This is a genomic window from Erwinia sp. AK-PDG3-5 (genome assembly GCF_056821705.1).
The window spans coordinates 785,874-798,536 of record NZ_CM165967.1 but is presented as its reverse complement, the minus strand read 5'-3'; the positions used below and the strand labels follow the sequence as shown (position 1 = coordinate 798,536).

The 12,663-nt window shown below is 57.7% G+C and carries 8 protein-coding genes; 3 read left to right on the top strand and 5 right to left on the bottom strand.

Features of this window, described 5'->3' with window-relative positions; all coding sequences use genetic code 11:
• Positions 1 to 3 precede the first annotated feature (3 nt).
• From AC1UKS_RS03645 to olsF, 3 genes are all read right to left on the bottom strand, one after another.
• On the bottom strand, positions 4 to 1,077 hold the full coding sequence (locus AC1UKS_RS03645) for an ABC transporter ATP-binding protein (protein WP_482435806.1): 1,074 nt from the start codon (positions 1,075 to 1,077) through the stop codon (positions 4 to 6).
• Positions 1,078 to 1,204: 127 nt separating this feature from the next.
• Entirely contained in the window at positions 1,205 to 2,425 is a 1,221-nt protein-coding gene (locus tag AC1UKS_RS03640) for an oxalate decarboxylase family bicupin (RefSeq protein WP_482435804.1), read from the bottom strand.
• Positions 2,426 to 2,759: 334 nt separating this feature from the next.
• Positions 2,760 to 4,463, bottom strand: a complete 1,704-nt coding sequence (olsF, locus tag AC1UKS_RS03635) for a bifunctional ornithine lipid synthase OlsF (protein WP_482435802.1) — start codon at positions 4,461 to 4,463, stop codon at positions 2,760 to 2,762.
• Between the two features lie 217 nt (positions 4,464 to 4,680).
• Between olsF and AC1UKS_RS03630 the strand changes: the two genes are divergently transcribed.
• From AC1UKS_RS03630 to AC1UKS_RS03620, 3 genes are all read left to right on the top strand, one after another.
• A complete protein-coding gene (locus tag AC1UKS_RS03630; protein ID WP_482435800.1) occupies positions 4,681 to 5,775 on the top strand; it encodes a fatty acid desaturase in 1,095 nt (364 codons plus the stop codon).
• Positions 5,756 to 6,364, top strand: a complete 609-nt coding sequence (locus tag AC1UKS_RS03625) for a phosphate/phosphite/phosphonate ABC transporter substrate-binding protein (protein ID WP_482435798.1) — start codon at positions 5,756 to 5,758, stop codon at positions 6,362 to 6,364. Before AC1UKS_RS03630 ends, AC1UKS_RS03625 begins: the two co-directional genes overlap by 20 nt.
• Before the next feature lie 224 nt (positions 6,365 to 6,588).
• Positions 6,589 to 7,800 (top strand): serine hydrolase domain-containing protein, encoded by a 1,212-nt coding sequence (locus AC1UKS_RS03620; protein WP_482435796.1) that lies wholly within the window; start codon positions 6,589 to 6,591, stop codon positions 7,798 to 7,800.
• A gap of 179 nt (positions 7,801 to 7,979) precedes the next feature.
• Here AC1UKS_RS03620 and AC1UKS_RS03615 read toward each other — a convergent pair whose 3' ends face one another.
• Positions 7,980 to 8,369 (bottom strand): Imm50 family immunity protein, encoded by a 390-nt coding sequence (locus AC1UKS_RS03615; protein WP_482435794.1) that lies wholly within the window; start codon positions 8,367 to 8,369, stop codon positions 7,980 to 7,982.
• A 9-nt stretch (positions 8,370 to 8,378) separates the two neighbouring features.
• Positions 8,379 to 12,662 (bottom strand): RHS repeat-associated core domain-containing protein, encoded by a 4,284-nt coding sequence (locus AC1UKS_RS03610; protein ID WP_482435792.1) that lies wholly within the window; start codon positions 12,660 to 12,662, stop codon positions 8,379 to 8,381.
• Position 12,663 lies beyond the last annotated feature (1 nt).

The window sequence follows — 12,663 nt, the reverse complement described above, 5'->3', positions numbered from 1 at the left end:
AGTTCAATGAGAAGATGGAATAACCCAGCCGTCCTGCACCGTCAGCATCAGGCGGTCGCCACAACGCAGAGCCGCAGTGTCGGTCAGGTGGAAGGTCAGAACGGTCTGGTTGTCGGCTTCGGCAGTAACATCCAGCTGGCTGAAGCCGCCACGGTAAATCACCCGACGGATCCGCACCGGGAAGGCCGGTTCGCCAGGCTCAGCGAGACGCAGATCGGCGGCGTGCAGGCAGACGTTTGCCGCGGGCACCACCGTCTGGTCCGGCGAAGCACGCAGATTAAAGCGAGCGCCGAGCAGGTTCACCCACGCGCGTCCCTGATGATCCGGTTCAATCTCCTGCACCGGCACCACGCGGCCATCATCAATAAAGCGCGCCACCATGTCGTTGGCCGGCTCGCGGTAAAGGGTCTGCGGCGTGGCAAACTGCATCACCCTGCCCGCGTCCATCACCACCACCCGATCGGCTATTGCCATCGCTTCCTGCTGATCGTGGGTGATGTAAATCAGCGTGGCGCCTGAGTGCTGATGAAAACGACTGAACTCCTCTTCCATGGCCGCGCGCAGATGCACATCCAGGTTAGCCAGCGGTTCATCCAATAACACCACCTGCGGCCGTGCCACCAGGCAGCGGGCCAGAGCGACGCGCTGTCGTTGTCCGCCGGAGAGATCCGCCGGATTCCGATCGTCAAATCCCGACAGCCCTACCGTCTCCAGCGCGGTATGAACCCGGATCCGCCGCTCTTCGCGCCCGATGCCATTGACCTTCAGGCTGTATTCGACGTTTTGCCCGACGGTCATATGCGGCCAGAGTGCATAGCTCTGGAAGACGATGCTCAGATCGCGTTTTTCTGGCGGCAGGTGATGATCAACGGAGGAATAAAGCCGATCGCCGACGGTAATGGTCCCGCTGTCGATAGTTTCAAAACCGGCAAGCGTGCGCAGCAGCGTGGTTTTGCCACAGCCCGACGGGCCCAGCACGGCAATAAACTCCCCGTGGTGGATCGCCAGCGTAACCTCGTTCAGCACCGTTTGCGTGCCGAAGGTTTTGGTGAGGCGATGGATATGGATCGCAGACATAGCGTTCGTGGTCTCCCGTCTGTGCGGTTGGTCACAGTAACGGCTTAAGACACTATCCTGCGCAGATGACAACGCGGTGACAATGGATAACGCGGGCGAAACCGGACGCCGCCCGCTGAGATGATGACTAGCTCACGATCGGTTTTTTGGTTTTATCCAGCGCCTGCATAAAGCGGTCATCCAGATGCAAATGCTTTTTCACCAGCTCTGGCGGCGTTGAGGCCAGCCACTGATTGAGGGAAATATCGGCGTAGTAGCTGCTTTTAAACAGCTCAAGGAAACGCAGCGGCTTATCGCCGGTGTTTTCGATGTAATGCCCCATGGCAAAAGGCACGTAGCCAACGTCGCCCGCGCGGAAGTCAAAGGTGCGCGCCTGGCCGGACGAGGCAAATACCCCCATCCGGCCTTCGCCTTCCAGATAGTATTGCCACTCGTCATTGTTCGGATGCCAGTGCAGCTCACGCATCGCGCCGGGTTGCAGCTCCACCAGCGCGGCGGCGATGGTTTTAGACACCTTAAAGGTGGAAGAGTCGGTGATGCGCACCGTGCCGCCTTTCAATGTAATCGGATCCTGCGCCAGCATCCTGTGACTGAAGGCAATGCTTGAGCGGGCTGCGCCGCCGATCGCATCGGCATTCAGCGCGCCCGGCACCTGGCCGGCAAAGATATATTCATCGGAGGGCGAAGGCAGCTTGCTGAAGGTTTCCGCCGGGACGCCAAAGTTCTTCGCTAAAATCTCCGGCGGAACGTGCTTAAACCAGTCGCTAAGCAGGAAGGTACTGTCTTCATCAAAGCCGCCGTTATCGAATGCCAGCAGAAACTCGCAGCCGTCCGGCCCCAGTCCCTGAATCGAGTGCGGCACGCCAGGCGGGAAGTACCACAAATCGCCGACGTTCACGTCATCGACAAACCAGTTGCCGTCGGTATCCAGCGCGGTGATGCGCGCTGAGCCATACAGCATATAGGACCACTCCCCCTCTTTATGCCAGTGCAGCTCGCGAATGCCGCCGCTGTTCAGGCGCATATCCACGCCGGCGATGGTGGTGGAAATCCCCAGTTCACGCTGCGTGACCTGCCGGGTCCAGCCGCCGCTGCCCTTGCGGACGTGCGAGTCGCTAAAGGAGAAGCGCAGGTTAGGCAGGGTGCCGCTGTCGGTCGGCGGAGGATTAACGATATCGGGATTTTCCCCCATGCGGATTGGGTCGTTTGGGCCGGGATCGCTGCCGCCGGTTTTACCGGTGAAGGGTTGCGCCACCGGTTGATCGTGAGCGTGCACCTTTCCAGCCGCTAACGCGACGGTGCCACCAGCAGCAAATGCCATAAAACTGCGACGAGTAATGGGGTTCATGATGGGCTTCCTTGTGTAGGGTCTTATTAGCCGGTGACCTTTTTAGTCCCAGCGAAAGATAAGACTAACCACAGTATTGCCCTGCGCCACTCACCCACGGCGGAATACCCTTACCAAATGTAAGCCACCGTTATGCAGAATTTTTTATCGTTAGTTCAACCGCAATTAAACCAGATTAGCCCTTTTTCCGCCCGGCAGAATTCCCTGCTTTGGAATGACGCTTTCGCAGAAGCATGCGTGTGACCTGCGCGTTATCCATGCAAAATATTTATCAATACGTTAATGAAATGTGAAATAAATGTTTACAGTGAACCGTGTCGTTCGGCCTCATAGGTCAGGAGTGATGCACGGCGATATAACGATCGAAGCGGGTGGACTTCAGTTGCAGCAGATCCACCACCACCAGGCCATCAATGCAGTTATTGAAGTCCGGGTCGCTGCCAAAATCGATAAACTGCACGCCGCCCGGTTCGCACAGCTCGGAGTACTGCTTGTACAACGGCGGGATGCTGGTGCCGAGGTTGTTCAGCATCCGCTTCAGCGTTTTCAAATCCTGCTGATAATCCTCGCCGCTGAACTGCGCCAGCACGTCGGGCAGCGAAGCCGGATAGGGTCGGCGTGACGTGGCCAGCGGCAGTGTCGGTGCAAAATAGAGCCGGTAGAAGGCCACCAGCAGATCGCGCGCGGGCAGCGGCAGTCCGCCCGAGATGGACACCGGACCAAACAGGTAACGGTACTGCGGGTATTTCGCCAGGTAAGCGCCAATCCCCAGCCAGAGATAATCCAGCCCGCGTTTGCCCCAGTAAGCCGGTTGGATAAAGCTGCGGCCCAGCTCGATGCCCTGCATCAGCACGTCGTTCATCCGGTGATCGTAATGGAACAGGCTGTGGCTGTAGATCCCTTCCAGCCCTTTCTGCGCCAGCTGTTCGGCGGTGGGCAGAAAACGGTAGGCGCCAACGATATCCAGCGCCTCGTCATCCCACAAAATCAGGTGGTAATAGTCGTCATCGTAGTCATCGAGATCGCGTCGTTTGCCGCTGCCTTCACCCACCGCACGGAAGGCGATTTCCCGCAGCCGGCCCAGCTCGCGCAGGATCGGCACGTAGTCTTCGCCGTTACGCCGCCACAGGTAAATCATTTTGCCATCCGCCGTCTGGCCCAGCACTTCACAGCCTGACAGCGCGCGCTTCAGCACCGCACGGTCTTCTGCGCGGGCTATCGCCGGTTCGGTCTGGAACAGGGCGGACTTCCCCTGCGCGGTGCGGTACAGATGCCGACGGAAGCGCTTTGCCAGCTCTTTCGCCGGGGTGTGGCCGTCATGCCAGTGGGCATAGGGAATGCGCGCGCCGATGGTCAGCTTGAGCCGTGCGCCGCGGTTTTTGAACATCTCGCGCACCAGCAACAGCATCGACAGCGGCTGGTAGATCATCGAGGTGAGATAGAACAGCGAGGTATTGCGTCCGCTGACGTGGATCGGCACGACTGGCGCGCGGTAACGGGCGGCCAGCCGGACAAACCCGTGGCTCCATTTGCCGTCCTTCACGCCTTTGCTGCCAAACCGCGAGACTTCCCCCGCCGGGAAGAAGATCAGCACGCCCTGATTTTCCAGCTGCTCCTGCATCTGCGTCAGCTGCTGGCGGTTGGTGCGGTTGCCCATATTGTCGACCGGCAGCATCAGGCTACTCAGCGACTCCAGGCAGTTCAGCAGCCGGTTGGTGACAATTTTCACATCGCGGCGCACCTGCGAAACCGCGTGTAACAGGGCCAGTCCATCCAGCGTGCCCAGCGGATGGTTAGCGACAATCACCACCGGCCCCTGACTGGGGATTTGCTCCAGATCGCGTTCGCTCAGTTCGCAGCGGATATCGAAGTAATCGAGCACCTGTTCCGCCATATCCAGCCCCTTAAGGTGGCGGTATTTCTGATTGAACTGCTGAAACTCTTTTTCGCGCAGCAGGATCCTGAGCAAGGATTTTTGCCAGCCGGGGGTATTCCGCTGTGGGCAGAGGTCGTCTAATACGGATTCAATAGTAAACACAGGCATCTCTCCAGGCGGTTTACCGCGACAGTAAAGAGCCTGAATGACGCTTTCATGGCGAAAAAATGACGACAAGAAGAAGCCTGTTCCCCGGCGACATTCTTCGCTGGCCGCACGCCGTCAGCATTGCTGTTAAGCGCATAACTTCATACGTTTTCACTATTTCCGCGCGATTTTCAGCCACGGCATACTGAACGTTCTGTTTCAGGAGAGAATTATGGCTGATTACCTGCATGCGTCACAGCGCCGCGCCATTAAGCGGCGTGAAGCCCACTGGTTGTGGCAAAGCGAACTGCCCACCTGGGCGGTGATCGTCACCGTGTATGCCGGCTGGTTTGGCGTGGTGTCGTACTGGCAGGCATTAAGTCCGTGGATCGGTACCCCGCTGTTGGTGTTGCTGAACACCTGGTATATGTCGCTGCAACATGAATGTATTCATGGCCATCCCACCCGGTGGGCGCGGGTGAATCAGCTGCTGGCGCAACTGCCGCTGGCCGTCTGGTATCCCTACCGGCTGTATCGCGATTCGCACCTGAAACATCACCGCAACGAGTTCCTGACGCTGCCGGAAGAGGATCCTGAAACCTACTATTACAGCGCGGCGCACTGGCAACGCTATCCGCGCCTGTTTCCGCTGCTGGCGGCGGTGCGCAACACCTTAAGCGGCCGGGTGGTGCTGGGCCCGCTGCTGGATATCGTTGGCACCGCGCAGGATGCCGTGCGCAAAATACTCGCCGGTGACTGGCGCGAAATGCTGATGTGGCTAAACCACGGGCTGCTGCTGGCCGGCGTTTTTTACTGGCTGGAAAGGCACGGGATTGCAACCGGCTACTATGTGTTCGCCGTGACTTATTTCAGCCTGAGCCTGACCAAAATCCGCTCCTTTTACGAGCATCGGGCGGAAGAGAATCCACAGGCGCGTTCGGTGCTCAACGAGGCGGGACCGTTCTGGCGACTGCTGTTTTTGAATCTGAACTATCATTTGGTACATCACGATCTGCCGGGCCTGCCGTGGTACGGCCTGCGCGACGTTTATCTGGCGGATAAAACCGCCTATCAGCAGCGCAGCGAAGGCTTTGTGGTCGACGGTTACCGCGCGTGGCTGCCCGCGTTAATTACCCCGATAGCGGTGACTGTCCACCCGTTTGCCGATGGAGCAAAGAGCACAGATGATTGCCTCACTGCCGATGTACCCCTTCACGCCCCAGCATGTGGAAGCCTTCTGGCAGACGCTGAGGAACACTCTGCCGTCGCTCACGACGCCCACCGCCCTGAGCTGGCCGGATCCCTTGTTGCCTCACTGGCAACGTGACGATCTGCTGCTGAGCCAGACCTGCGGCTTTCCGCTGGTCACCCTGCTGCCGGACGTTCAGGTGGTCGGGGCGTTTTGCTACTCGGCGGCCGGTTGCGATGGCCCGAATTACGCCAGCTGGCTGGTGGTGCGGGAAGAGGAATCGGGTCAGGCGCTGGCTGATTTTGCCGGCCGCAGGCTGGCCTTTAACAGCGAAGATTCCCAGTCGGGCTTCCACAGCGTCATGAAAATGACCGGCGGCCCGGCGATCTTTTCTGCCACCGTTGCCTCCGGCGGCCATCGACGTTCCGTGGCGTTAATTCGCCGTGGGCAAGCCGATATTGCCGCCATCGACTGTATCAGCTGGGCACTGCTTCAGCGTGATTTCCCGGAAGAGCTGCGTGGGTTAAAGATTATTGACCAAACGGCGAGCGTACCAGGCTTACCGGTAATCACTTCCGCCCGCACATCCACTGAAACCCTCGCCGCGCTGCGCGAGGGACTGACTCAGGTGGTGACCGATGTCGCCAACCGCCCGATGCTGGACGCCTTGTTAATTAAGGATTTTACCCCCCTTCCCCGATCCGCCTGGCAGGTACTTCTCGCGTAATTATTCAGAACTGGCTGATAACCGGGCTTAGCGCTTGCCGTTCACAATGTCACCAGGTTACACTATAACAAATCCTAACTTATTATTTTTATTGATTATTTTACTTACCAGCAAGCGTAAATCTTTGGCACTAATGGAAATCTGGCGGCGATCGTCCCGCCGAGGCCTTACTGATAAAGTTAAAAATTTCGCGGCAGTCAAAATCATCAGTACGGCCTATCGCAATGAATAACCTGACCTCCCTGTTGCTGTCCGCATGCCTGCTCCTGAGCGGCTGCGCCTCGCTGTCCAGCAACAGCATCGATACCTCCCCGGAAGCCAGCCTGCTGGCAAGCTGCCATGTGCCGGTAAAACAACAGATTGATGCGCTGGCCAAACCATTGATCGACACGCATCGCACGCCTGGCGTGGTGGTTGCCCTGATGCATGACGGCAAACGCCAGGTGTTTAGCTACGGCTTTACCGATAACGACCGGCAGATCCCGCTGACCGGCGATACGCTGTTTGCGGTGGGCTCGTTGACAAAAGGCTTTACCGCAGAGAGTGCCGCGCTGTTGGTGCAGCAAGGTAAACTGCGCTGGGACAGCACGCTGCGGGAGATGCTGGGTAATGAGGTGGCGCTCAGCCCGGATGCCAGCAGGATCACCCTGATGGAACTGGCGACCCACACTTCCGGCCTGCCGCGCCAGATGACCACGCTGCATATGCTCGGCAAGCTGACCGACTATCTGTTTACCGGCAATCCATTCTATGACGACCTGGATCAGGGCGAGTTTGTTGATTACCTGCGCGATTTTTCCGCGCCGGCCCATCGCTCGGTGATCTACTCCAACCTCGGCTATTCGATTCTGGATGATGTGATCGCCCGGCACAGCGGCCAGTCACCGCAGCAGATCGCCAGCCAGCAGATTATCGCGCCACTGGGTCTGCGCCATACCGGCTATCAGCCTGAGACATTGCCGGGCTATATGCTTCGCGCCCGAGGGCATGCAGGGGATCAACCCAAGTTTGTGCGTCGGGGGGAAGTGGTGCCGGAGTGGCATTTTGCCGGCAATATGGTGGGAGCCGCCTCGCTGTGGTCCAGCGCCAACGACCTGTTAACCTATCTGAATGCGCATATGAACGGCAGCGGCAATCCGGCGCTGGACGCGGCATTTGATGATGCCACCACCATTCGCTTTAAAGAGCCGAAGTATGACTCTTCCGCGTTAGCCTGGCTGAGCAACAATATTGACGGTCAAAGCATTCTCTATCAGTCCGGCTTTATCGGCGGCTACGCCAGCTATATCGGGATGGACATCAAACACCGCACCGCCATCGTGGTGCTACAGAACAGCTTTAACTGGGATAATGATATCGGCCACCGCATGCTGCTGAGGTTGGCGACCGAGAAGGATCAAGGAACGGCGTGTGGGGCGAACGGAAGGGAGGAGTGATGTTCATGATGGGAGTGCATGAGAATATTGAGGGGCGGATGATAAAAACAGCCGCTAGAGGCGAAGCAGCTGCTGGAGCTGGCTCGCCATGCTGCCGTGACGGGCGACTGAAGGAAAAGGCAGGAAGGATCGGAGGGATCGGAGGGATCGCTTTCGGCCTTTTCCATAGCATTACAAAATCAATCCCATCTTATATCAATGTACGGACTTATACTTTCAATCTTGAGAAATTCAGACTCACAAAAAATAGACATTTCATCGCTATCAATATTAATCGAAGACTTACCTAACGAACTAATAATTTCTGGATTGCATCTGAAATTAATTTCACAACCATTGGCACTAAACTTTTTTATCACATCAAAACTTATAACAACATTCATAGCATTATAACCATATCCATCCCATTTTTTAGGATGCTTATCAGGAATTCCTTTAATGCCAAACAAAAATCTGATTGATGATTTTTCATGAAAATAAAACCCGTTTAATTCGGCATCTTTTATTTCAAAAAGACCCCCAAACATATGAGTAATCTTCTCTTTATGCAAAGCAAATTCAAACCACATATCAATTCCTTATGGAAAGTTATAATGTCCGTGAGTTCCGGGAATACTACCTGTATTTGCAATTTTCCCAGTCACATGCTCAACTGGCCTAACATTGAAATGTGGTTCAGCCCCATGTAAAGGTGTTGCTTTAGCATGTCCTAAGCTATGTTCCTGGATAACCACTGTTGAACCCTTCCCGTCTTTGAAAAGATATTGTCGGGTTTCAATAGGAATGCCTCTTCTATCTCTCACAAGATCACCATATCCGTCGCCTAGTTCAGCCCTACTCACTTGATAAGGTTGCTGGTTATTAGGTATGCCCGCATCACGTTTAGCCTGACGGAATGCATCTCTTCGGCTTGTACCTTCATACGTTGTTTTCTTATTTGGGCTACACGCGGTAAGCCCAAGCGGATCAATCCACGTTAACGGATTCGGCGCATACGCATACAGGTTATCACCACCCGCCAGCCCTATTGGATCCTGAACCGTAAACCGTCCTATACCCGGATCGTAATGGCGGAATAAATTATAGTGCAGCCCGGTTTCTTTGTCAGCGTACTGGCCTGCGTAACGCAGGGGTTGCTCTATCAGGGAGCGATCCTGACGGACGTCGAAACTGCGCGTCGTCTGATATTTGACCTCCCCAAACGTGCCGTAATGGCCAGCCCAGCGCAGGTGGCCTTCTTCGTCCGTTACCTCCAGCGGCGCGCCGTTCAGATCGGTGTTAAACCAGAAGATGTCTGCTGCCGTTCCGGCGGCAGGTTGATCCAGTCTCGCCAGCGGGCTCCAGATATCGTTCGGATCATAAAGGTAGGTCTGCCGTGCGCCGCTTTGCTTTTGTTCCTGCAGCAGACGGTAACCCTGCCACAGGAAGCGCGTGGCGACGGTTTTGTCATGGAGGCGAACCGCTTTGCAGGTACGGCGACCCAGCGCATCGTAATGATAGTGGGCCTCAAACCGGCCTTCCGGGCCGGTACCGCGGGCCGTAATCAGGCGGTTATCTGCATCGTAACGGTAATGCTGTTCGTCCGCGCCGTTGCGGCGGCTGATCAGGTTGCCCCAGCCATCGTATTTGTAAAACAGGTTTCGCCAGACGCTGAGGCGGTTATCCGCAATGGCGTCCGTGTCCTGGCTACCGTGGCTCTGACGCTGGCCGTAAACTGGATCATCATTCCAGCCTCCCCAGTTATCGGGAAGCGGGCCATTACCCTCTGCCAGCAGGTTGTCGGCATTGTCATAACGCAGTTCGTTGGCAGCCCGGCGACTGCGCGATTCTGCATGGCTCAGCAGCCGGCCTTCAGCATCGTAGCCGTAATGGATATCGCCTCTTAGCATGTCGCTGACGCCGGCCAGTTCGCCTCTTGCGGTATAGCGGAAGGCGCGGGCCAGCAGCATACTCTGTGGTGAAACAAATTCACCGCTCAGCTGACTTTGCTGTTGCGTGCGGCGGCCGAGCGCGTCATAGCTTCGCGTCTGCAGGCGGGCCCCCTGGGTGCGTGAAACCTCGCGGTGCAGGCTGTCGCGGGTGAATTCGCTGACCGTCTGGCGGTTGAAACCGATCGCGCTGACGTGGCCGGAACCGTAATGCAGCCAGCGGAGTTCATCATCGCCAGGCAGGGCCAGATGGGTCAGATTGCCCAGCGCATCCCGGGTATAACGCAGCGCGCCGTTCACCCCAGACTCTTCTTCCAGCTGCCCCAGCGCGTTATAGCTGAACTGCAGGCTGTCTTCTTCAATGCCCAGCGATCGTCCTGACTCTGTTGGCGTGCGCTGCAGCCTTGTCAACCTGCCGCGCAGGTCATAGCGGTAATTCCATTCGGCACTGTTGTTAGCGCGCCAGAGGAGCTGTCCGGCGGCATCGTGGCGGAACATCTGGCTGCGGCGGGCAATGCCGCCATCGGCCGCTTCTCGCGCGGTCTCCGCCACGGTGGCAAGGTAGCCAGCCTCGTCATAGTCAAACTGACGGGAGGTCTCATCCGGGCGAACTTCGCGCGTCAGGCGTCCCGTCGGATCGTGCTCAAAACGATAGCGTCCTCCGTTGCCGTTATCCAGCTCGGTTAACCGTCCGCGCACGTCATAATGCCAACGCCGCGTGCGGTTCAGGCGGTCGGTCTGGCTCAGCGGCTGGCCCAGGGCGTTGTACTGCCAGCGAGTGAGGCTCTCCAGCGGGTCATACCACGCCGCCAGCTGATTGCGTTCGTTCCAGCTAAAGCGTTCCGTCGTGCCGTCCGGGTGTTCCACTTCGCTAAGTTGCCCGGCGGCAAGCCAGTGCCAGCGGGTGATATTGCCCTGCGCATCGATCATGGCTTTGGGCTGGCCAAAGGTATCGTACTGCCAGCGCGTGATGCTGCCGGAACAGTCGGTATGCTGCGTCAGCAGCCCCTGATGGTTCCACTGCAGACTGACTTCGCCGCCGTTGGCATCGGTTATCCTGTCCGGCAGGCTCTCTTCAGCGTCCGGATAATGCCAGCGGGTGATGTTGCCTTCGGCATCAGTCTCAGCGATCAACCGACCTGCCGGGTCAAAATCACTGCGCTCGCGGACGCCGTCGGGCCAGGCGATTTCAATAAGATTGGTGGACAGCCGTGACCAGCGATATTCCGTCCTGCGACCCAGTTCATCTTTCTCACTGAGCAGACGGCCATGGCGGTCCCACTGACAGCTGCGCTGTGCGCCGCCCGGCAACAGGACGCAACACAGCTCGCCCTTCTGATAGATAAAGCTGTAACGGCGGCCGTCCCAATCGGTAAATGCGGCCACGCTGTCATCATCCTCACAAACCCAGTGAGCGGTGCAGCCGTCTTCACGCACTGCCCGGCGGCTGCCGTTTTCAAAATCGTAACTGAAGTCCAGCCTTTCTCCCGCGCTGTTGCGGTAAGCCACCACGCGCGGCAGCCCCGCAATTTCGCGCCACAGGTATTCGTTCAGCAGGCCGTTCGCATCTTCATGGCTGCTCATCAGCCCGTCGTGCCAGCTGAAGCGTCGCACCACGCTACCGCCCCGATTTTTAACCCTGACCAGCTGACCTTCATCATCATATTCGTAGCTAACCAGCGTGACTGCATCATCAAGTCGGGCTTCCAGCAGCCGCTTTCGTGCAGGGTCGTAACGGCAGATGACCCGCTGCCCGGCGCTGTCGATCAGTTCATGCAGCAGACCATCATGCTGATAATGGAAGGTGATGGTATTGCCGGTAAGGTCAGCCATGGCGGTTAACAGGCCGGGCATCGCCTCGTCCAGACTGCCGTAATGCAGACGCTCGCCGCTGACATCAAACACCGACCAGCTGTCATCGCTATGGTGCTCCAGCCAGCACTTCTCGCTATCGCACCAGGTTTTACGGCCTTTGGGGACGTCGGGGAAAGAGACGTAGTCGCCGGAAGGCGCGCGCCAGACCAGCCCATCCTGATAGCGTGCCAGACGGGTTTCCCAGAACAGGCTCCAGCCGCGCCCCAGCACACTGTCTGCGGGATTGCCGCTTCGCCAGTAGCGCTGCCAAAGCACGGGCAGACGGGAGGGAAGCGTGAAGTCCAGCTCATCATCGCCGTCGAGGAATTTTTGTCCGCTAATGAGATCCACCGGGCGGGCAATAATGCCTGCCGCTGCCGCACCGGTCATCAGTACCCCCGCGCGACAGGTAATGCGGGCGAGTTTATTGATGCCGGGAAGTTTAGCGAGCAGTTTGCTCAACGCGCCAACCTTTCCGGCCGCCCCGCCCCAGCCACCCAACAGGCCGGTGAACAGCAGCGTCAGATCCGAGGCTTTATACATCCAGTCAGCCACTTCTGGCGTGATAGGTAAGGTGGTCTGGCGGGCGCCGCCAATAAACACGTTGGACGACCCCGTCATCACTTTGGCATCACAATTGGTGGCGTCACCGATGCGTGCAGCAGGATAACCATTGATAAAGACGCTGGCAGAGCCCTGTGCCACCTGCATCGAAGGGCCGTCATTGGCACAGCCTGCCTGGCTGAGGGTGGCGATTGCCGCGGGCTTGCCGTTGATAAAGACATTATGAGACCCCGTCAGGATCTTCCCACTTGCGGACATGCCGGCTGCGCCGGCTACGGCAATGCCATCGCGGGCAGCGGTTGCCAGTTCTCCCGTCGCATAGCCCACTGCCAGACTGGCGCCCACTAACAGCAGCCCAACACCGAGACAGGAAGAAGCCAGCCCTGCCACCATCAATGCTCCGGCGGCGATGCCCCCCATCGCGCACAGCAGTCCGCCCACCACTGTTCCGGCAATCATCCCGGCAAGAGCATGGGAATGGCCGATGTCATCGCCAACACGCGCAGCTTCAAGCATC

Coding starts and splice junctions, on each gene's coding strand:
- AC1UKS_RS03645 (WP_482435806.1), bottom strand. CDS start 1,077: ATGTCTGCGATCCATATCCATCGCCTCACCAAAACCTTCGGCACGCAA.
- AC1UKS_RS03615 (WP_482435794.1), bottom strand. CDS start 8,369: ATGTGGTTTGAATTTGCTTTGCATAAAGAGAAGATTACTCATATGTTT.
- AC1UKS_RS03610 (WP_482435792.1), bottom strand. CDS start 12,662: ATGCTTGAAGCTGCGCGTGTTGGCGATGACATCGGCCATTCCCATGCT.
- AC1UKS_RS03640 (WP_482435804.1), bottom strand. CDS start 2,425: ATGAACCCCATTACTCGTCGCAGTTTTATGGCATTTGCTGCTGGTGGC.
- AC1UKS_RS03630 (WP_482435800.1), top strand. CDS start 4,681: ATGGCTGATTACCTGCATGCGTCACAGCGCCGCGCCATTAAGCGGCGT.
- AC1UKS_RS03620 (WP_482435796.1), top strand. CDS start 6,589: ATGAATAACCTGACCTCCCTGTTGCTGTCCGCATGCCTGCTCCTGAGC.